The organism is Massilia alkalitolerans DSM 17462, from assembly GCF_000427785.1.
GTDB classification, from domain to species: Bacteria; Pseudomonadota; Gammaproteobacteria; order Burkholderiales; family Burkholderiaceae_D; genus Telluria; species Telluria alkalitolerans.
In genome coordinates this window covers 61,467-81,554 of record NZ_ATYR01000021.1, presented here as the reverse complement: position 1 = coordinate 81,554, position 20,088 = coordinate 61,467, and the positions used below count along the sequence as shown (strand labels likewise).

Here is a 20,088-nt window from a genome sequence, read left to right as displayed (position 1 = left end):
TCTGGCTCTTACTCCTTCGAGCCGCGGCCGCCGCCCTGCGAGTTGCGGCCGCCTTTTGCGGAGGCTGCACGCGACGGGCCACCCGAGCCGGCATTGGCCGACTGACGGTTGCCGTGGCTCATGCTGCCGGCACGGCGGGCTTCTTCCGAGGTGAACTCGTGGGCCGTCCCCTTGGCGTGGGCGGCCTTGCCGCCCTGGCTGGCGATTTCGCGCTGGCGGGCCGGATCCATCGAAGCGAAACCGCGGTTGCGGGTGCCGCTGCTCTGGCTGTTGCCGCCCTGATTGCTGCCTTGCTTGTTAGCTTGATTGCTTGAGGCCATGATGATCTTCTCCCTTGTACGCTTTATGAACCGCCGCGTCCTGCGGCAGGCTGTTGCCGGGCAAACTCGAAGCCCGATGAGTGACCGGCGAAATCATCTTAGGTAGCACTGATGAATGCTGGTATAGGACGCTTTCAGATGACTTTGTAGGAATTCACGCGACAGAAAATGCATCTGCGAAAGTGTACTTCCAGTAGTCAACAAGCCCTTCAGTATCCGTCCTACACAGCCCCCCTACCCCTTCCTATACTGTATTGGAGTCAAAGCGCGCATCATGGCGATACAAGACGGCGTGCATGCGCCGCACCGACACAGCGAAAGGAGTCGATATGGACGCGAACCAACGTAGCGAGGTCAATAACCAGACCAATAACGGCGCGAACGAAAAATGGACACCCGGCGCCAAGGGCAATACCACCAGCGGCCCCTTGGACCATACCTATCCGCAGGGTCCTAGCCAGCAGGGGACCATCCGCGGCGAGAACGAAATGCATCCTGACCAGGATCCGTCGCACATGGACCAGCAGGAAGTGGCCGCCGAAGACGGTGGCCGCGCCGACTACGAGACCACCCTGCCGGGCGCCGTCCCCGACGACCTGCCGGGCGGCTCGATGCAGAGCCAGCAGACCGGCGGCTCGGGCCCGCAACAGGGCATCACCGACAGCCACCAGCGCCAGATGGAGCAGCATTCACAGGCCTGGGGCCTGCTGGAACAGCCGGTTGGCCACCGCGACAAGCATTCCGGCACCGACCTGCGCGCCCATCCCGCCAACCAGCAGGGCCATAGCCAGGACGCGCATGCGATGAACCCCCATGATCCGGCCCAGCCGGAACTGCAGGGCGGCTCGCTCGGACGCCACCACGGCGTGGCGCCCGGCACCTATCAGTCCCAGGGCACGAGCGCCGAAGTCGGCTACGGCAACCGGCAAAGCGCGGCGGGCAAGGTCGAAGGCACCGGCATGGCGGTCGGGCCGCATCCCGTGAACCAGCAAAGGAGCAAGGAATGAACCAGCAAAACGACCAGAACCGGCAATCGAGCACCGACCGCAACGGTTCGCAAACCGGACCGGCGGGCAGCGAAGGCAAGGCCGAGCCGCACAAGTCGAACGACGTTACCGGCGGCCTGCCGCGCAGCCCGGGCAACAGCGGCCCGCGCACCGAGGACGAGGGCTGGAAGCCGGGCCAGAGCGTGAAGGCGGAAAAGAACCCGGTGCACGAGTCGAACGACGTCGCCGGCGGCCTGCCCAAGAGCCCGGCCGGTGCGAACCGCCTGGCGGGCGACCGCAAGATGGACGACGACACCGGTTTTTCGCGCCAGTAAGCCACCATCGGGGGCGGCCCTGCCGCCCCTTCCGCTCCGCTGATCCCATCCGGGCCGAACATTGATGCACCTCCAAGCCGCAAGATCCTGACGGAACCCGTCCGTTCCCGCTCGACTCCAACCGCACTCAACACGTTCCGTTGTCCGCATGTCGCGGTGGCGGCGCACGTGTATGGAACGTATGCGGAGACGAATCATGACGGAAGACGCAACGCTCGCGGTTTCGGTGGTGGTGCCCGCCTGTGGCCGCATGGACCTGCTCGACCGCTGCCTGGACGCGCTGATGCGCCAGCAGTTCGATCCGCACCAGGTCGAAATCATCGTCGTCGACGATGAGCCCAACCACAACACCCTGCACCTGGTCGCCGGCTGGCGCACCCGCACGCTCGAGCGCGGCCCGCGCCTGTCCTACGTCGCCAACCCGGGGCCGGTCGGGCCGGCATCGAGCCGCAACCGCGGCTGGCGCGCCGCGCGCGCGCCCATCGTTGCCTTCACGACCGACGACGCGGTGCCGGAACCGGGCTGGCTGGCCGAGGGCCTGGCCGCCTTCCGCGACAAGGCCGACGTGGTCTGCGGGCGCATCCAGACCCCGGTCCCGGCCCGTCCCACCGAATACCAGCGCAGTGCCCACGGGCACGAGGCCGCCGACTTCACCAGCGCCAGCTGCTTCTTCCGCAAGACCGCGCTCGAGCGGCTCGACGGCTTCGACGAGCGCTTCAGTGTGCCGCGCGGCAGCGATGCGGACATGTATTTCCGGCTGCTGGAACACGGCGTGAGCATCGTGCGGGCGCCGCGCGCCCTGGTAGTCCACCCGGTCCGCCCCGCGCCCTGGGGCGCGAGCCTGCTGCAGATCCGCCATGCGGTGTTCGACGCCCTGCTCTACAAGAAGCATCCGGCCCTGTACCGCCAGAAAGTCGAGGCGCGCCCGCGCTGGGACCACTACGCGATCGTCGGCGTGCTGCTGCTCGCCCTGGCCGGGCTGCTGGCCGGCCTGCCGCTGCTGGCCGGCCTGGCCTTCGCAGGATGGCTGCTGCTCACCGGCCGCCTGTGTGCGCACCGGCTGCGCGGCGTCGCGCACACGCCGGCGCACGTGGCCGACATCGTCATCACCTCGGCGCTGCTGCCGCCGCTGGCCGTGTTCTGGCGCCTGGCCGGCGCGGTGCGCTACCGCGTCCGTTTCGCCTGAGGCCGCCATGCGCAGACTGAAGGTTCTCACCTGGCACACCCACGGCAGTTACCTGCACTACCTCTCGCACGCGCCGCACGATTTCCACGTCCTGTCCAAGCCGGGCTGCCCACCCGGCTATGGCGGCCGTTGCGGCAGCATGCCCTGGCGCGACAACGTGCATGACATGCCGGTCGAGCACGCGCGCCACCACGAATTCGACTGCATCCTGTTCCAGGACGACCACCAGTGGGAGAAAGACCAGTACGAGTACCTGGCGCCGGCACAGCGGGCGCTGCCGCGCATCTACCTCGAACACGATCCGCCCCTGGCCCACCCCACCAACACACGCCATCCGGTCGACGATCCGGGCGTGCTGCTGGTGCACGTCACTCCGTTCAACGCCCTCATGTGGGACAGCGGGCGCGCGCCCGTGCGCGTGATCGAGCATGGCGTGCCGGCGCCGCACGAGCTGCACTACAGCGGCGAGCTGGCCCGCGGCCTGGTGGTCACCAACCACCTGGCACGGCGCGGCCGGCGCATGGGGCCCGACCTGTTCCTGCAGGCGCGCCGGACGGTGCCGCTCGACCTGGTCGGCATGGCCGCACAGGAACTCGGCGGGCTCGGCGAGATCGAGCATGCCCAGCTGCCCGCCTTCATGGCGCGCTACCGCTTTCTGTTCAGCCCGATCCGCTATTCGAGCCTGGGCCTGGGCGTCATCGAGGCCATGATGGCCGGCCTCCCGGTAGTCAGCTTCGCCACCGCCGAAATGGCCACCGTCATCGAGAACGGCGTGTCAGGCTACACGGCGACCTCGCTGGAGCCGCTGCTCGGGCACATGCAGGCCCTGCTCGACGATCCGGGACTGGCCCGTCACCTCGGCGAAGGCGCCCGCCGTACCGCACGCGACCGCTTTTCGATCGGCCGCTTCAGCAGCGACTGGGATGCCGCGCTGCGCCACGTCACCGGCCAGGGCACGGCCCGGCAGGAGCATGTATGAAACTCGATGAAGTCCAGGCCGCGGCGAACGTGGCAGCAATGGCAGCGGCACAGGCAGCGGCGCTCCCCCCGCCATCCCTTGCCGCGGGCGGTGCCGGCGCACGCCGCATCGCCATCATCAGCGACCACGCGTCGCCGCTGGCCGCACCCGGCAGCATCGACTGCGGCGGCCAGAACGTCTACGTAGCCCAGCTCGCACGCGAACTGGCGCGCGCCGGGCACCTGGTCGACGTGTTCACGCGCCGCGACGCCCCTGAGCAGCGCCAGGTCGTGCCCTGGCTCGAAAACATCCGCGTCATCCACGTGCCGGCCGGGCCGCCGCGCTACGTGCCGAAGGAACAGCTGCTGCCCCACATCGATGCGTTTTCGCGCTACGTCACGCGCTTCGCGCGGCGCCAGCCGGCCGCCTACGACATCGCGCACGCCAACTTCTTCATGTCGGGCATGGTCGCCCAGCAACTGAAGGCGGCGCTCGGACTGCCCTTCGTCATCACTTTCCATGCGCTGGGCAGGGTCCGGCGCCTGGCGCAGGGCACGGCCGACACTTTCCCCACCGAGCGCATGCGCATCGAAGCCGCGCTGATGCGCGCGGCCGACCGCATCATCGCCGAATGCCCGCAAGACCGCTACGACATGGAACGGCTCTACGGCGCGCCACTCTCGCGTATCGCGATCACGCCCTGCGGCTTCGCGCCCGACGAACTGTGGCCGGTGCCGATGCCTGAAGCGCGCGCCCGCCTGGGCCTCGACGAAGGCCGCTTCATCGTGCTCCAGCTCGGCCGCATGGTGCCGCGCAAGGGCGTCGACACCGTCATCCAGGGGGTGGCCATGCTGCGCCACCGCTACGGTGTCGACGCGCAGCTGCTGGTGGTGGGCGGCGACATCAGCGGCCACAGCGGCGCCGGCAGTGGCGACGGCCTCGAGCTGGCGCGCCTGCGCAGTGTCGCGGCCGACCTCGGCATCGCGACACACGTGCGCTTCACGGGCCAGCAGCCGCGCGCGGTGCTGCGCGACTACTACAGCGCCGCCAACGTCTTCGCCAGCACGCCCTGGTACGAACCCTTCGGCATCACGCCGATCGAGGCGATGGCCTGCGCCCGTCCCGTGATCGGCGCCGAGGTGGGCGGCATCAAGAGCACCGTCAACGACAGCGTGACCGGCTTCCTGATCCCCTCGCGCGATCCGGCGGCGCTGGCCGACCGGCTGGCGCGCCTGCACCGCCATCCCGAGCTGGCGCGCGCAATGGGCGAGGCCGGGCGCCGCCGCGCCTGCGAACACTACACCTGGCGCCACGTCGCCACCCAGCTGGCCGCCATCTACGCCGACGTGCTCGATGCCACCCGGCCTGCGGCAGAGGCCGCAGCCTATCCCAACTAAGTCACCTTGAGGAGCCCATGAGTAACTCGACGCAGCAGCATCCTTCCCTGCAAGGCAAGGTCGTACTGGTGACCGGCGCCGCCAGCGGCCTGGGCGCCGCCCTCGCACGCCGCCTGGCCGCCTCCGGCGCCAGCATCTTCGGGGTCGACCGGCAGGCCGCGCGCCTGGCCGACAACATGGCGCAGCTGCGCGAACTGGGCGTGCAGGCGCACGCGCTGGGCGTCGACATCGCCGACCCGACCGTGGCGCCGCGCGTGGTGGCGCATGCCGTCGACGTGCTGGGCCGCCTCGACATCCTCGTCAACAATGCCGGCACCGACGTCACCCTGCCGATCGCCGAACTCGCGGACCAGGACTGGCTGCGCGTGGTGGGCACCAATCTGACGGCGCCCTTCCTGCTGTCCAAGTACGCGGCCGAGGCCATGCGTCGCCACGGCTACGGCCACATCGTCAACATCGCCTCCACCGCCGCCAAGCGCGCCTGGCCCAACGCCAGCGCCTATCACGCCAGCAAATGGGGCCTGCTGGGCCTGTCGCACGCCCTGCACGCCGAACTGCGTCCGGAAAACATCCGCGTCACCGCCGTGATCGCCGGTGGCATGCGCACGCCCTTCCTGCTCGACCGTTTCCCCGACCTCGACGCCGACAGCCTGCAAGACCCGGCCGACGTCGCCGAGGCCATCCATTCCGTGCTGGTGCTGCCGCCCGCCACGGTGGTCGCCGAACTCACGGTCCTGCCGCTGCGCGAAACCTCCTGGCCATGAAAGCGATCTTCCTCGACAAGGATGGCACCCTGGTCGACGACCTGCCCTATAACGTCGAGCCGCGCCGGATCCAGCTGGTGAGCGGCGCCGGCGCCGCCCTGCGGCTGCTGGCCCGGCTCGACTACCGCTTCTTTGTCGTGACCAACCAGTCCGGCATCGCGCACGGCTGCTTCGGCGAAGACGCCATGGGGCCGGTCGCCGACCGCCTGGCCGACCTGCTGTTTCGCGAGAACCTGTCGCTGGACGGCTTCTATTACTGCCCGCACCACCCGCTGGGCACGGTCGGCAGCTACGCCATGGTGTGCGCCTGCCGCAAGCCCTCGCCGGGCATGCTCATCAAGGCAGCGCACGACCACGACATCAACCTGCGCGAATCCTGGATGATCGGCGACATCCTGCACGACGTCGAAGCCGGCAACCGCGCCGGCTGCCGCACGCTCCTGATCGACAACGGCAACGAGACCGAATGGCGGCTCGGCCCGCGCCGCGTGCCCACCCGGATGGCGCCCGACCTGTATGCGGCGGCCGTGCTGATCGCCTCGCACGAGGAGGCGCGGCTGTGAGACTGGTTCACGAAGAGGCGCCCATGAGCGCCCAGTCGTCACGGCCCTGGCAGGCCGCACGGCGCATCCTGTGCGTCCGGCTCGATTCGCTCGGCGACGTGCTCATGTGCACGCCGGCGATCCGGGCCCTGCGCCAGTCCCTGCCGGGCTGCCACCTGACCCTGCTCAGCTCCCCGTCGGGCGCGGCGGTAGCGCCGTACGTTCCCGAGCTCGACGCTGCGATCGGTTTTCGTGCCCCGTGGATGAAGCACGACCACCCCATGGGCGCGCAAGCGCTGCAGGAATGCGCCGCGCAGCTCGCTGCCCAGCGCTTCGATGCCGCCGTCATGTTTACGTCGTACTCGCAAAGCCCCCTGCCCGCCGCGATGCTGTGCCAGCTGGCGGGCATTCCCTTGCGCCTGGCCTCCTGCCGCGAGAAGCCTTACCAGCTGCTCACTCACTGGGTGCCGGAGCGCGAGCGCGAACGGGCGACCCGCCACGAAGTGCAGCGCCAGCTCGACCTGGTGGCCGACGTCGGCTGCACCACGTCCGACACCTCGCTCTCCTTCGCCGTCGCCGCGGCCCACGCCGCGCGCGTCAGTGCCATGCTGGAGGAAGGGGCGGTCGATCCGTCAGCACCCTATCTGGTGCTGCATGCGGGGGCGAGCGCCGCCTCGCGCCGCTATCCCATCCGCCACTGGCTGGTCTTGATCGGCATGCTGCACAGGCAGTTCAAGCACAAGATCATCCTCACCGGCGACGGCAACGACGTGGAGGCGCTGCGCCCGCTCACCGACGGCTGGCGCAGCCCGGCGCATTCCCTGATCGGCAAGCTCGGACTGGGCGAACTGGGTGCGCTGATCCGCGGCGCAAGCCTGCTCATCACCGGCAACACCGGCCCGGCGCACATCGCGGCCGCCGTCGGCACGCCGCTGGTCGACCTGTATGCGCTGACCAATCCCCAGCACACCCCGTGGCGCGTGGCGCACCGCCTGCTGTTCCACGACGTCAGCTGCCGCAACTGCCTGCGCAGCAGCTGCCCGCAGGGTCACCATGCCTGCCTGGACTCCGTGGCGCCGCGCACCGTGCTGGAGGCCGCCGTCGAGCTGCTGGCTGCCGCCCCGCACAGGCCGGCACGCACGGACGACGCGACGCTTGCCTTCGCCTAGATCAGGCCGTATTGACGCAGGCCGTCTGTGAAAGCGCAAAAAACTGAGCACAAACCTATTACAAAAACTCAAGTATTCGGACGAGCTCTGATATAATTTCAGAGTTCGTCGGGGCGTAGCGCAGCCTGGTAGCGTACCTGCATGGGGTGCAGGGGGTCGGAGGTTCGAATCCTCTCGCCCCGACCAACAAATCAATCAAGCAGGGCCAACCATCGGTTGGCCTTTTGCTTTTCCGCGTCACCCATGCGCCGTCACCAAGCATGGCGGTGCCGATTCCCGCCATCCCGTGATCGTCAGGCCGTCCCGAGCTCGTTCGGTCAACAGCCCATGCTATGCTTGAGTTCAAAGGCATTGCTGCGTTCAGCAAGACTCAACCACGCATCGAGGAAAGATATGAAAGACGTCAAAGTAGATGTGCGCGTCAACGTCACCGTCGACCCTGCAAGCGTTCTCCTTGTGCTTGCGACGGCAACCATGGGCTTGTTCTTCTATAAGCAAAACAAGCAACAGAAGTCGCTACCGAACGCATCCTGATGATGTAATGGATGCGCCCGCGCCTGGCGCGGCAGCGTGAAGCGCCAGGGCGGTTTGTCATGCGGATCCGGAGCCCTCGTCATCAAGGGCTTGCGTGCCGGCAGTCGCGTCTGCTTGCTGCTGCAGATACTCCGACGACGCCGCCTCGGGCGCCACCAGCTGCCCTACAGTCCGCGCAGCGCCATCGGGATCACCGGCACCTTGCTGCGCTCAACGATCCTGGCGCCCCCTCTGCCGTGTCCATGACCCAGCAAACTTCTTTAGTAGCTCCAGGTCATAGGACGCGTAGTCTACTGGCATGCTCTGCCGTGATACGCTGATTTCAAAAGCCGGAGGCTGGACGGGGGAATTCGGCATGAACGGCGTTGACGTGTAATAGATGAGCCATCGTTTTGGGTATTCGGCTCGCGGCAACTCTTCCCCGGATGTCAGGGGGGCCCATTCCGCGCTCAAGACCCCGCGCCCACAAGCAGTCTTGCCGGATTCGATCGTGAACGTATCGCCGGGTTTCAGTTTCCCCTTGAATGAGCGCTCAACGCGAAACCTGGCGCGCTCTACGACGGATGTAAAACGAGGGAATGTCTTATCTGAGACCGATACGTTTCTGACGTCGCTGACAAGCGCAACGACCACAAATTCCGCATTGTCGAAATTCGACTTCACGCGCTTTGGCGAATCTTCCCAAAACTCAGGCGCAACTGGCCCGCAGGCCATGACGCCAGACGATGCAGAGCAGGACAGGACAGCAGCAAAAATGAACGGTCGCATCATCGGCCTCCTTGCGCATGCGGATGAGGATAAGGTTCAATAATCGTCCAAGGTCCACTCACGATCACCGTAAGCCTGCCTATTTCCACTCGCCCCTCAGTTCCAGCACCTGCTGCTGGAGATACTCCGGCGACGCCGCCTCCGGCGCCACCGGCTGCCCTACCGCCAGCGCCAGCTTCGAGCGGATCCCGCGCGCGAACGAGCGCTCGAACACGTTCGACTTATCGCGCGTGAACACGCTGCCCCACAGCCCGCGCAGCGCCATCGGGATCACCGGCACCTTGCTGCGCTCGACGATCTTGGCGATCCCGCTGCGGAACTCGTTGATCTCGCCGGTGTGGGTCAGCTTCCCTTCCGGGAAGATGCACACCAGTTCGCCCTGGTGCAGCGCTTCCGCGATGTCGACGAACGCGCGCTCCATCATGAACGGGTCCTCCTTGGCCGGCGCAATCGGGATCGCCTTGGCCGCGCGGAAGATCCAGCGCAGGAAGGGCGTCCTGAAGATGCGGTGGTCCATCACGAAACGGATCGGGCGCGGGCTGGCGGCGCCGATGACGAGCGCGTCGACATAGCTCACGTGGTTGCAGACCAGCACCGCCGGGCCCTGCTCGGGAATGCGGTCGGCGTCGATGGTGCGCACGCGGTAGCCGGTATGAATCAGGAGCCAGGCCAGGAAGCGCATCAGGAATTCCGGCACCAGCGAGAAGATGTACACCGCCACGCAGGCGTTCAGCAGCGCCGTCACCAGGAACATCTCCGGAATCGTAAAGCCCTGCCCCAGCAGAACGATGGCCAGGCCGGCGGCGGCCACCATGAACAGCGCATTCAGGATGTTCATGCCGGCGATGGTGCGCGAGACGTGCTTCTGGTCGCAGCGGGTCTGGATCAGGGCGAACAGCGGCACGATGAACAGGCCGCCGAACACGCCGATCAGCACCAGGTCGAGCATGATGCGCCAGGCGCCCGGCAGGCCGAGCAGCGTGAGGGCGCCCACGGTCGCGGCGCCGTTGAGCTCGGCATAGGCCACGCTCGCGAAATACAGGTCGATGCCGAACACCGACAGGCCGATCGAGCCGAACGGCACCAGGCCGATCTCCACCTTGCGGCCCGACAGCTTCTCGCACAGCAGCGAGCCGGCGCCGATCCCGAGCGAGAACACGGTCAGGAGCAGCATGATCACGCTGTGGTCGCCGTGCAGGTAATCCTTGGCGTACAGCGGGAACTGCGACAGCACCAGCGCGCCGTAGAACCAGAACCAGGAATTGCCCAGCATCGACAGGAACACGGTGCGGTTCTGGCTCGAGAACTTCAGGTTGCGGATCGATTCGGCGAAGGGGTTGCGGCTGATTTTCAGGTCCGGCACCGGCGCCGGCGAGGGCGGAATGCGCCAGCTGGCGATCAGGCCCAGCACTGCGCACAGCAGCGTACCGCCGGCGACCAGTTCGATACCCCAGGGTTTCACGCCGACCAGCAGGGTGCCTGCGACCTCGCCCAGCAGGATGCCGACGAAGGTCCCCATCTCGATCACGCCATTGCCGCCCACCAGCTCGTCCGATTTCAGGTGCTGCGGCAGGTAGGCGTACTTGACCGGACCGAACAGGGTCGAGTGCAGGCCCATGCCGACCACGGCGGCGATCAGGACCCACAGCGTATGGGTCAGCCAGCCGATGCCGGCTACCAGCATGATGGCGATTTCCAGCAGCTTGACGAACCTGGCCATGCGCGCCTTGTCGAACTTGTCGGCGATCTGGCCGGAGGTCGCCGAGAACAGCACGAAAGGCAGGATGAACAGGCCTGCGATCAGGTTGTTCAGCATGCCCGGGTCGGCCGTGGTCCAGTTCGCCGTGTCGAAGGTCAGCGCAACCAGCAGCGCGGTCTTGAACAGGTTGTCGTTGAAGGCGCCAAAGAACTGGGTCCAGAAGAAGGGGCCGAAACGGCGCTGGGTCAGCAGGGAAAACTGGCTCGGTTGGCTCATGCGGGTTGGCTCGTGAACATTGGAAGGCGTAATCTACAACAGCGCACGGGGTGGATTACCCTGTTTTATTGTTGCGTTGCCGATATTAATTCCTAAAGTGTCGGCTGGCGATACCGGATGGGTAAAAAGCATAGACCGCCGAACGGTTCAAGCGGCGCGCCATGTCAACCGGAGGCATTGATAAACTTGATTGAAACGTCTCAAGCACTCGTACATACAACACGATTGTGCAGCGCAGCGCAGGTAGAATCCGCGGATGACTTCTTCCGACTTCCTCCTCCGCTACGCCAGCGTGACAACCGCGCTGTTCGACCACATCGAACACGACATGCTGGCCCTGTCCTGTGCCTTCATCGACGATGACGACACTGCGCCACCAGCCTGGCAGGATGCCCTGCCCCCGCATGCGATGCTGCCACTCGGCCTACCCCAGGCCTAAAAGCTGGGCAAAAAAAAATGATTCGATTCTGCAAGCAATGCCGCAAAATCGAATCATGTTGCAGCCGCCAGTCGGCGGCGGCATCCGTCCTCAGGCCAGGGTTTCCAGGCGAATACGCGTGACCTTGCCGATCACCGCCGGCAGCTTCTCGATCTTCTCGATCGCCGCGATGATGTTCTTCTCGCGGGTCTGGTGGGTCAGCAGGATGATGTCAAGGTTGACCTGGTCGCCCGGCTCCTTCTGCAGTACCGCATCGATAGAGATGCCGGCATCGGCCAGGATGCGGGTCAGGTCGGCCATCACGCCGAGCTGGTCCTTCACATACACGCGCAGGTAGTAGCTGGTGGTGATCTCGGCCATCGGCACGATGGCGACGTCGGTCATCTCGTTCGGCTGGAAGGCCAGGTGCGGCACGCGGCAGTACGGATCGACGGTCGCCAGGCGGGTCACGTCGACCAGGTCGGCGATCACCGCCGAGGCAGTCGGTTCGGAACCCGCGCCCTTGCCGTAGTACAGCGAGGCACCGACCGCGTCGGCCTNCACCAGCACCGCGTTCATCGCGCCTTCCACGTTGGCAATCAAGCGTCCCGTCGGAATCAGGGTGGGATGCACGCGCAGCTCGATGCCTTCGCCGCCTTCCGTATGGGTGCGGCGCGCGATGCCCAGCAGCTTGATGCGGTAGCCGAGCTGTTCGGCGTAGCGGATGTCGCGGGCCTGCAGCTGGCTGATGCCCTCGATGTAGGCCTTGTCGAACTGCACCGGGATGCCGAAGGCGATCGCCGACATGATGGTGAGCTTGTGCGCCGCGTCCACACCCTCGATGTCGAAGGTCGGGTCGGCCTCGGCATAGCCCAGCTCCTGGGCCTGCGCCAGCACGGTGGCGAAGTCCAGGCCCTTCTCGCGCATTTCCGAGAGGATGAAATTGGTGGTGCCGTTGATGATGCCCGCCACCGATTCAATGCGGTTGGCAGTCAGGCCTTCGCGCAGCGCCTTGATGATCGGCACGCCGCCGGCAACCGCCGCCTCGAAGGCCACCATCACGCCCTTTTCCTGGGCCGCGGCGAAGATCTCGTTGCCGTGCAGGGCCAGCAGCGCCTTGTTCGCGGTCACGACGTGCTTGCCGTTGGCGATTGCCTTGAGCACCAGTTCACGCGGCAAGTCGTAGCCACCGATCAGTTCGACAACGATGTCGATGTCCGGGTGGTTCACCACGGCGAAGGGGTCGCCGACGACTTCCACGCCGGCGCCGACGATCCCGCGCGCCTTCTCCAGGTTACGCGCCGCCACCATCGTAATCTCAATACCGCGGCCGGCGCGACGGCGGATATCCTCCTGGTTGCGTTGAAGAACGTTGAAGGTGCCGGCGCCGACGGTGCCGATGCCCAGGAGGCCTACTTTGATGGGTTTCATGATCTCGTATCTCGTTAGTGACCGTTCGGTCCGTCAGCGCGCGTGGCGTCGTCGGTAGCTGTCGAGGAATCGCGCAATGCGTCCGCAGGCATCCGTCAGGTCGTCGGAATTGGGCAGGAACACCAGCCGGAAATGGTCCGGGGCGATCCAGTTGAAGCCGGTGCCTTGCACCAGCAGCACTTTTTCCTCGGACAGCAGTTCGCAGATGAACTGCTGGTCGTCCGCGATCGGGTACATCTTCGGGTCGAGGCGTGGGAACATGTACAGCGCCGCTTTTGGCTTGACGCAGGACACGCCCGGAATATCGGTGAGCAGCTTGTGCGCGAGGTCGCGCTGTTTCAAGAGGCGACCGCCGGGGCCGACCAGGTCGGCAATGCTCTGGTAGCCCCCCAAGGCGGTCTGGATCGCGAACTGGCCCGGCGCGTTGGCGCACAGGCGCATCGAGGCCAGCATGTTCAGGCCCTCGATATAGCCCCTGGCGTGGCGCTTGTCGCCCGAGACCACCATCCAGCCGGCGCGGTAGCCGCAGGAACGGTAGTTCTTCGACAGGCCGTTCAGGGTCAGGAACAGCACGTCGTCGGCCAGCGAGGCGATCGAGACGTGCTCCGCGCCGTCGTACAGGGTCTTGTCGTAGATCTCGTCGGCGTAGATGATCAGGCCGTGCTGGCGCGCCAGTTCGACGATCTCGAGCAGCACCTCGCGGTGGTACAGGGCGCCGGTCGGGTTGTTCGGGTTGATGACCACGATCGCGCGCGTGTTCGGCGTGATTCTCTTGCGCATGTCCTCGATGTCGGGCAGCCAGCCGGCCTGCTCGTCGCAGACGTAGTGCACCGGGTTGCCGCCCGCCAGGCTCACCGCCGCGGTCCATAAGGGATAATCGGGCGCCGGCACCAGCACTTCGTCGCCGTTGTTCAGCAGGCCCTGCATGGCCATCACGATCAGTTCCGACGCGCCATTACCCAGGTAGATGTCATCGATGCCGACACCCTCGATGTTCTTGCTTTGGGTATAGTGCATCACCGCCTTGCGCGGCGCGAACATGCCCTTGGAGTCGGTATAGCCGGCCGCGCCGTGCATGTTGCGGATCATGTCGTGCACGATCTCGTCGGGCGGATCGAAGCCGAACACGGCCAGGTTGCCGATGTTCAGCTTGATGATCTTCTGGCCGTCGTCTTCCATCTCGCGGGCCTTTTCCAGGGCCGGGCCGCGGATTTCGTAGCAGACGTCGTCCAGCTTGTTCGATTTCAGGATCGGTCGCAAAGTATCCCCTGTGAGCTAGGTCTCGCGCCTGCACATTTGTTGCAGTGCGAAAAATACCCATTCTGCCGAAAGCGCCCGATTTAAGCAACCTCACCCCTTCCCGGCCAAATAAAATCCTGCCGAATGGCGTCAGGAAGATCGCAGCTTGCCGTCCCCTCCTTCCGGCGTGCGGGGCGGCCCGGCTCTCCGGTTACAATGGATGTTTCTATGTCATTGCCATCCGCGCTACGATGAAGCTCCATTCCGACAATACCCAGCAATACCAGACCGTCACCGGCTATGACGCCAGCGGTGTCGAGATCAATGCCCAGCGTTTCAACTTCAGCCTGACCGTCATGCCGGAAGTGCCGCCGCGTCCCTGGAACGTGACCCGTTTCGAAGACCTGACGCCTGCCCATTTCGAGGAAATCGCCAAGGATGCCCCGGACGTTGTGGTGCTCGGCACCGGCGAGCGCCAGCGCTTCATCCACCCGAAAATGGTGGCCAGCCTGTCGAGCATGCACGTCGGCGTGGACTGCATGGACAACCAGGCCGCCTGCCGCACCTATAACGTGCTGATGGGCGAAGGCCGCAAGGTCACGCTGGCCCTCATTATCGGCAGCGGCGCCTGATTCCCTGCCCTGCCGCGCCGGACGCGCCGCCCCCTGCCGCGGTGTGCCTTCGCTTGTACCATTCCATAGCCCTCACCAAGCCATCACCAATATGAACCCATCGGCTTTCGCCTTCATCATCACCGGCGTCATCCTGAACGCCGCCGCCCAGCTCCTGCTCAAGGCCGGCACCAACGCCCTCGGCGGTGCCATCCACCTCACCCGCGACAACTGGTTCATGACCGGCCTCAAGGTGGCCACCCAGTGGCCGATCGTGGTCGGCATGCTGTGCTACGGCGTATCGCTGGTAGTGTGGATCCTGGGCCTGTCGCGCACTGACGTCACGGTCGCCTATCCGATGCTCTCGCTCGGCTACGTGATCGGCGCGGTGGGCGCCTGGATGTTCCTGGGCGAAGTCATCTCGCCGCAGCGCATGCTGGCGCTGGGCGTGATCGTGCTGGGCGTGGTCCTGCTGGCGCGCAGCTAAATATTTCCATCTTGCATCTTGAAGAAATGAAAACCCCCGCTATATTGCGGGGTGAAACCTGCATTGTCGACGTCAATACGGACTAGCAAGGCGCGGCCGCGCCGATTATCATTCCGGTATCCGCTGCCCTGCAGGGACCCGGCGCCAGTGCGCCATGACACCAGGAGAATCCCGTGGCCGAGAGCCAAACCGCCGCTACCATCGACAACTTTTCCGCCCCCATGACGGGAGGCCAGACCTTCGAGCTGGCTGGTCGTCCGGCAAAGTACACCGTGCTGTATTTCTATCCCAAGGACAATACACCGGGCTGCACCACCGAGAGCATCGCCTTCCGCGAGGCCTATCCGGAGTTCCAGGCCGCGCATGCCGAGATCTACGGCATCAGTCGCGATTCCCTGCGCTCGCACGAAAACTTCAAGGGCAAGCTGGGCCTGCCCTTCGAACTGATCTCCGATCCGGAAGAAGCGGTGTGCCAGCAGTTCGGTGTCATGAAGATGAAAAACATGTACGGCAAACAAGTGCGCGGCATTGAGCGCAGTACGTTTATCATTGACGCTCAAGGCCGATTGGTGAAAGAATGGCGTGGCGTGAAAGTCAACGACCACGTGGCCGAAGTGCTGGAATTTCTGAAGAGCCAGCCCTGAAAACGGATGGCTCCAGCAACCCAGTTACCGATAACTTTGCTGGACATTGCCACCTATTTTGAGTTACCGCGCTTTTCATCATTACGCTCATCAGCATTATTCTTCCCGCTGCTGCCGGACCGGCATCCTCCGGCTGCAGCTCTCAAGCTGGCATCGCCAGCCACCGCACCACCCCCAAGTAGCATCGTTTTCGTGCAGCGGCGCGCCCCGTGCTGCGCCCGCACGTCCTATTAAGTCCTTTTTCGAATCGAGAACCTGATGCCACTGCCAAAAATGCCAACCAAGCCAGCGACCATGCTGCTGGCAAAAGATTACCCCAAGGCCGAACCGGGCAAGTCGCCGGTGCGTCCGGCGTCCGCGACGGCCGACGCCGAACTCGAAGAACTGATCAGCGGCCAGGCCGTGCCGACGCCGAAGGCGACCCGGGCACGCAAGGCCAAGGCCGCCGCCGCCCCTGCCGCCAATGATGCCGCCCTTGCCGGCACTGCCGCAGGCACGACCGGCACCGCCCCCGTCGACGTCGTCGGCGCACCCGCCGCCGAAGCGCCTGCCGGCGAGGCCCCGCTGGCCAAGGGCCCGGCGCGCAAGTCGAAGGACGGCGTCGGCGCACGCCTGCGCGAGCTCGATGCCGACCAGCCGCATCCGGCCAAGCACAAGCCGGTCGAAGTCAACGTCAAGTCGTCCACCAGCCGCAAGGCCGACCGCAGCGGCACCACCAAGGTCTTCGTGCTCGACACCAACGTCCTGATGCACGACCCGACCTCGCTGTTCCGCTTCGAGGAACACGACGTCTACCTGCCGATGATGACGCTCGAGGAACTCGACAACCACAAGAAGGGCATGTCGGAAGTCGCGCGCAATGCCCGCCAGGTGGCGCGCACCCTCGACGCCCTGATCGCCAACGTCGACGACGACGCGATCGAGGCCGGCATCCCGCTGGCCAAGCTGGGCAACAAGGATGCCCGGGGGCGCCTGTACTTCCAGACCAACCTCGATTCCGCGCCCCTGCCCGAAGGCCTGCCCGAGGGCAAGGCCGACAACCAGATCCTGGGCGTCGTCCGCGCACTCGAAGACCGGATGGACGGCCGCGCCATCGTGCTGGTGTCGAAAGACATCAACATGCGCATCAAGGCGCGTGCGCTGGGCCTGCCGGCAGAGGATTACTTCAACGACCATGTGCTGGAAGACACCGACCTGCTGTACTCGGGCATCGTCCAGCTGCCGGACGATTTCTGGAACAAGCACGGCAAGGACATGGAGTCCTGGCAGGAAAACAAGAACGGCAATTCGGCCACCTATTACCGCGTGACCGGTCCGGTGATCCCGACCCTCTTGGTGAACCAGTTCGTGTTCATCGAGCCGCGCAACGGTGAAGCGCCCTTCTATGGCCAGGTAAAACAGATCAACGGCAAGACCGCGGTGTTCCAGACCCTGCGCGACTACAGCCACAACAAGAACAACGTGTGGGGCATCACGGCGCGCAACCGCGAGCAGAACTTCGCGCTCAACCTCCTGATGAACCCGGACTGCGACTTCGTCACCCTGCTGGGCCAAGCCGGTACCGGCAAGACCCTGCTGGCGCTGGCCGCCGGCCTGGCCCAGGTGCTGGAGACCAAGCAGTACAACGAGATCATCGTCACCCGCGTCACGGTGCCGGTGGGCGAGGACATCGGCTTCCTGCCGGGTACCGAGGAAGAGAAGATGTCGCCGTGGATGGGCGCTTTCGACGACAACCTGGAAGTGCTGATGAAGTCGGACAGCGACGGCGGCGACTGGGGCCGCGCCGCGACCCAGGACCTGATCCGCTCGCGCATCAAGATCAAGTCCCTGAACTTCATGCGCGGCCGTACTTTCGTGAACAAGTTCCTCATCATCGACGAGGCGCAGAACCTGACGCCAAAGCAGATGAAGACCCTGGTCACGCGCGCCGGTCCCGGCACCAAGATCCTGTGCCTCGGTAACATCGCCCAGATCGACACGCCTTACCTCACCGAAGGCTCGAGCGGCCTGACCTACGTGGTCGACCGCTTCAAGGGCTGGAGCCACAGTGGCCATGTCACCCTGGCGCGCGGCGAACGCTCGCGCCTGGCGGACCACGCCAGCGACGTGCTGTAAGCCGGTCGTCATCCATCGCCTGCCGGTTGAAGGCAGGCGGCATCCGGAACGCTCGCCACCTGGCGGGCGTTTTTCATTTCCAGCCCCTATTCATCCCGCATGATCTTCCTGCTGAAACTCCTGCTCGTACCAGTCCTGATCGCCCTCGTCACCCTGGCCGGCCGCCGCTGGGGCCCGGGCGTGGCCGGCTGGCTGTCCGCCTTCCCCATCGTCTCCGGCCCGATCCTGCTGGTGGTCTCGCTCGAACAGGGCCCGGCCTTCGCCGCCAGCGCGGCCGGCAACACGCTGCTGGCGGTGCTGGCCATCCTGGTCTTCAGCATCGTTTATGCGCGCTGTGCCCGGCTCGGCATGGGGCGCGCCATGACGGCCGCGCTGCTCGCCTATGGGCTGGCCGTGCTGGCGCTGCGGGCCGTGTCGCTGCCGCTTTGGCTTGGCTTCGCTGCCGTCGTGATCGCGCTGCTGGTGGCGCCGCGCCTGTTCGGTCACGCCCCGGCGCAGGCTGCCGCCGTCAAACCGGCCAATGACCTGCCCTGGCGCATGCTGGCCGGCGCCCTGCTGTCGCTGAGCGTCAGCTATGCCGCCGCCAGCCTCGGCCCGCGCCTGGCCGGCCTGTTCGCGATGTTCCCCGTGATGAGCACGGTGCTGGTCGGCTTCTCGCACCGTGCCAACGGTCCGGGCTTCGCGGTGGCGCTGCTGCGCGGCATGGTCAACGGCTACTATGCCTTTGCCGTGTTCTGCCTGGCGCTGTCGCTGCTGCTGGGTTCGCAGCCGATCGGCCTGGCCTTCCTGCTGGCGACCGGCGCCGCACTGGTGGTGCAGCTGGGCGTCAAATGGGGCATGCAGCGTCTTTGCGCGCCGCAGCGTGCCGGCGGCCAGAAGGCAGCATAGAATAGCCGCGTTCATCCACCGAGGAGAGTCCGATGCCGCACATGCTGTTGATCCATGAACCCGTCGGCCAGCGCGCCACCCGCAGCGAGGCCGAGGGTCGCGCCGTCTACGAGCGCATGCTGCGCTGGGGCGAAGACCTGCGCAGCCGCGGCCTGCTGCTGGGGGCGGAATCGCTGGCCTCGCAAGACAAGGCGGTGCGCGTGAGCGTCCCGTCCGGAGGCGTCGGGCCGGGGAAGGCGCGCATCGTCGACGGTCCGTTCGCCGAGGCCAAGGAGATGGTCGGCGGCTTCTTCCTGCTCAATGTCGACACCCGCGAAGAAGCGGTCGCGCTGGCGCAGCAGTGTCCAGCGGCGGAGTGGGCGACGGTGGAGGTGCGCGGCCTGGCGCCCTGCTTCGACCGCTAAGAAAAACATTTTCATCCGCGATGTCGAATGAGGCACGCTCCGTTCGTCGTAGCAGATGGAAGCCCTCCCAACGCTTCCATCCCCACGACAAGGAGACCGCCATGCGTTTCATGATCATCGTCAAGGCCACCCCCGACACGGAAGCCGGCATCATGCCCGCCCAATCCCTGTTCGACGCCATGACCGCGTACAACCAGGAGCTGGCCCGTGCCGGCGTCCTGCTCGACGCGAACGGCCTGCGCCCCAGCCGCGACGGCTGGCGCATCCGCTACGACGAAGGGCGCCGCACCATCATCGACGGCCCCTTCGCCGACACCAAGGAGCTGATCGCCGGCTACACCTTGATAGGGGTGCGCTCGCGCGAGGAGGCGATGGAGTGGTCGCGCCGCTTCCCCAATCCGCACGGCGAGTTCGCCAAGGCCGACATCGAAGTCCGCCAGCTCTACGAGCCGGCCGACCCGCCCTCTTGACGCCCCCCCCACAAAAGGATATGAGCATGAAAAAGCAGATCGCCATCACCCTCCCGGTCCAGGACCTCGAACGCAGCAAAGCCTTCTTTGCCGGACTGGGCTTCGGCTTCGACGAGCGCTTCAGCAGCCAGCACGGCGCCGGCATGATCGTGTCCAACGACATCACCGTGATGCTCGCCTCCGAAGACATGGCCCGGACCCTGTGCGCCAAGCCGCTGGCCGATCCGCGCAGCAGCAGGATCGCGCTCCTGTGCCTGTTCTGCGACAGCCGGGCCGAGGTCGACGCCGTCGCAAGCAAGGCCCTGGCCCTCGGCGCCACCCTGCCGGAGCCGGTGGAGGACCACGGCTTCATGTACCAGCACGGCTTCGAAGACCTCGACGGCCACATGTGGGCGCTGACCTACATCGAGAGCATGCCCGAGCAGCAGGCCGCCGCCTGAGCAGACA

23 protein-coding genes and 1 tRNA gene are annotated in these 20,088 nt (G+C 65.9%); 20 read left to right on the top strand and 4 right to left on the bottom strand.

What is annotated here, in order from left to right; translation table 11 throughout:
- Window positions 1-8 precede the first annotated feature (8 nt).
- Window positions 9-320 carry a KGG domain-containing protein gene (locus YWC_RS0118830; protein ID WP_027866778.1) on the bottom strand — a complete coding sequence of 104 codons (312 nt, stop codon included), beginning with the start codon at window positions 318-320 and terminating at the stop codon, window positions 9-11.
- Window positions 321-649: 329 nt separating this feature from the next.
- Between YWC_RS0118830 and YWC_RS0118825 the strand changes: the two genes are divergently transcribed.
- The 11 genes from YWC_RS0118825 (at window position 650) to YWC_RS32910 (ending at window position 9,002) form a co-directional block, all read left to right on the top strand.
- Window positions 650-1,327 carry a hypothetical protein gene (locus YWC_RS0118825; RefSeq protein ID WP_027866777.1) on the top strand — a complete coding sequence of 226 codons (678 nt, stop codon included), beginning with the start codon at window positions 650-652 and terminating at the stop codon, window positions 1,325-1,327.
- Window positions 1,324-1,641, top strand: coding sequence for a hypothetical protein (locus YWC_RS0118820; RefSeq protein WP_027866776.1), 318 nt, complete (start codon window positions 1,324-1,326; stop codon window positions 1,639-1,641). Before YWC_RS0118825 ends, YWC_RS0118820 begins: the two co-directional genes overlap by 4 nt.
- 196 nt (window positions 1,642-1,837) lie before the next feature.
- Entirely contained in the window at window positions 1,838-2,827 is a 990-nt protein-coding gene (locus tag YWC_RS0118815) for a glycosyltransferase family 2 protein (protein WP_027866775.1), read from the top strand.
- 7 nt (window positions 2,828-2,834) lie between these two features.
- Window positions 2,835-3,806 (top strand): glycosyltransferase family 4 protein, encoded by a 972-nt coding sequence (locus tag YWC_RS0118810; RefSeq protein WP_036214992.1) that lies wholly within the window; start codon window positions 2,835-2,837, stop codon window positions 3,804-3,806.
- Window positions 3,803-5,182 (top strand): glycosyltransferase, encoded by a 1,380-nt coding sequence (locus YWC_RS0118805; RefSeq protein ID WP_229413140.1) that lies wholly within the window; start codon window positions 3,803-3,805, stop codon window positions 5,180-5,182. Before YWC_RS0118810 ends, YWC_RS0118805 begins: the two co-directional genes overlap by 4 nt.
- Window positions 5,183-5,199: 17 nt before the next feature.
- Window positions 5,200-5,946: an SDR family oxidoreductase gene (locus tag YWC_RS0118800; RefSeq protein ID WP_027866772.1), complete on the top strand. Its 747-nt coding sequence runs from the start codon at window positions 5,200-5,202 to the stop codon at window positions 5,944-5,946.
- Window positions 5,943-6,509, top strand: a complete 567-nt coding sequence (locus YWC_RS0118795) for a D-glycero-alpha-D-manno-heptose-1,7-bisphosphate 7-phosphatase (RefSeq protein WP_027866771.1) — start codon at window positions 5,943-5,945, stop codon at window positions 6,507-6,509. The genes YWC_RS0118800 and YWC_RS0118795 overlap by 4 nt, the downstream gene beginning before the upstream one ends.
- Before the next feature lie 23 nt (window positions 6,510-6,532).
- Window positions 6,533-7,657, top strand: coding sequence for a glycosyltransferase family 9 protein (locus tag YWC_RS30005; protein ID WP_051306563.1), 1,125 nt, complete (start codon window positions 6,533-6,535; stop codon window positions 7,655-7,657).
- A gap of 109 nt (window positions 7,658-7,766) precedes the next feature.
- Window positions 7,767-7,843: transfer RNA gene (locus tag YWC_RS0118785), tRNA-Pro, on the top strand.
- Between the two features lie 207 nt (window positions 7,844-8,050).
- Window positions 8,051-8,191, top strand: a complete 141-nt coding sequence (locus tag YWC_RS32915; protein WP_156923791.1) for a hypothetical protein — start codon at window positions 8,051-8,053, stop codon at window positions 8,189-8,191.
- 379 nt (window positions 8,192-8,570) lie between these two features.
- A complete protein-coding gene (locus YWC_RS32910) occupies window positions 8,571-9,002 on the top strand; it encodes a hypothetical protein (protein ID WP_156923789.1) in 432 nt (143 codons plus the stop codon).
- Between the two features lie 36 nt (window positions 9,003-9,038).
- Here YWC_RS32910 and YWC_RS0118775 read toward each other — a convergent pair whose 3' ends face one another.
- A complete protein-coding gene (locus tag YWC_RS0118775; protein WP_027866770.1) occupies window positions 9,039-10,934 on the bottom strand; it encodes an MFS transporter in 1,896 nt (631 codons plus the stop codon).
- A gap of 256 nt (window positions 10,935-11,190) precedes the next feature.
- Here YWC_RS0118775 and YWC_RS30000 point away from each other — a divergent pair, with 256 nt between their 5' ends.
- Window positions 11,191-11,373 carry a hypothetical protein gene (locus YWC_RS30000; protein WP_036214990.1) on the top strand — a complete coding sequence of 61 codons (183 nt, stop codon included), beginning with the start codon at window positions 11,191-11,193 and terminating at the stop codon, window positions 11,371-11,373.
- Between the two features lie 90 nt (window positions 11,374-11,463).
- On the opposite strand, the gene YWC_RS0118765 is transcribed toward YWC_RS30000, so the two are convergent.
- Together YWC_RS0118765 and YWC_RS0118760 are read right to left on the bottom strand one after the other, a co-directional pair.
- Window positions 11,464-12,783, bottom strand: a complete 1,320-nt coding sequence (locus YWC_RS0118765; RefSeq protein WP_027866769.1) for a homoserine dehydrogenase — start codon at window positions 12,781-12,783, stop codon at window positions 11,464-11,466.
- Window positions 12,784-12,816: 33 nt separating this feature from the next.
- Window positions 12,817-14,043, bottom strand: coding sequence for a pyridoxal phosphate-dependent aminotransferase (locus YWC_RS0118760; protein WP_027866768.1), 1,227 nt, complete (start codon window positions 14,041-14,043; stop codon window positions 12,817-12,819).
- Between the two features lie 230 nt (window positions 14,044-14,273).
- Between YWC_RS0118760 and YWC_RS29995 the strand changes: the two genes are divergently transcribed.
- The 8 genes from YWC_RS29995 to YWC_RS0118715 all read left to right on the top strand — a co-directional run bounded on the left by YWC_RS29995 (window position 14,274) and on the right by YWC_RS0118715 (window position 20,081).
- Window positions 14,274-14,654: an Mth938-like domain-containing protein gene (locus YWC_RS29995; RefSeq protein WP_036214987.1), complete on the top strand. Its 381-nt coding sequence runs from the start codon at window positions 14,274-14,276 to the stop codon at window positions 14,652-14,654.
- 91 nt (window positions 14,655-14,745) lie between these two features.
- Window positions 14,746-15,120 (top strand): SMR family transporter, encoded by a 375-nt coding sequence (locus YWC_RS0118745; RefSeq protein ID WP_027866766.1) that lies wholly within the window; start codon window positions 14,746-14,748, stop codon window positions 15,118-15,120.
- 173 nt (window positions 15,121-15,293) lie between these two features.
- Entirely contained in the window at window positions 15,294-15,764 is a 471-nt protein-coding gene (locus YWC_RS0118740; protein WP_027866765.1) for a peroxiredoxin, read from the top strand.
- Window positions 15,765-16,022: 258 nt separating this feature from the next.
- Window positions 16,023-17,879: a PhoH family protein gene (locus YWC_RS0118735; protein WP_027866764.1), complete on the top strand. Its 1,857-nt coding sequence runs from the start codon at window positions 16,023-16,025 to the stop codon at window positions 17,877-17,879.
- Between the two features lie 99 nt (window positions 17,880-17,978).
- Window positions 17,979-18,767: a hypothetical protein gene (locus YWC_RS0118730; protein WP_051306561.1), complete on the top strand. Its 789-nt coding sequence runs from the start codon at window positions 17,979-17,981 to the stop codon at window positions 18,765-18,767.
- A 32-nt stretch (window positions 18,768-18,799) separates the two neighbouring features.
- Window positions 18,800-19,171, top strand: coding sequence for a YciI family protein (locus YWC_RS0118725; protein WP_027866762.1), 372 nt, complete (start codon window positions 18,800-18,802; stop codon window positions 19,169-19,171).
- Window positions 19,172-19,272: 101 nt separating this feature from the next.
- Window positions 19,273-19,641: a YciI family protein gene (locus tag YWC_RS29990; RefSeq protein ID WP_036214985.1), complete on the top strand. Its 369-nt coding sequence runs from the start codon at window positions 19,273-19,275 to the stop codon at window positions 19,639-19,641.
- Between the two features lie 26 nt (window positions 19,642-19,667).
- Entirely contained in the window at window positions 19,668-20,081 is a 414-nt protein-coding gene (locus YWC_RS0118715; protein ID WP_027866761.1) for a VOC family protein, read from the top strand.
- Window positions 20,082-20,088: the final 7 nt, after the last annotated feature.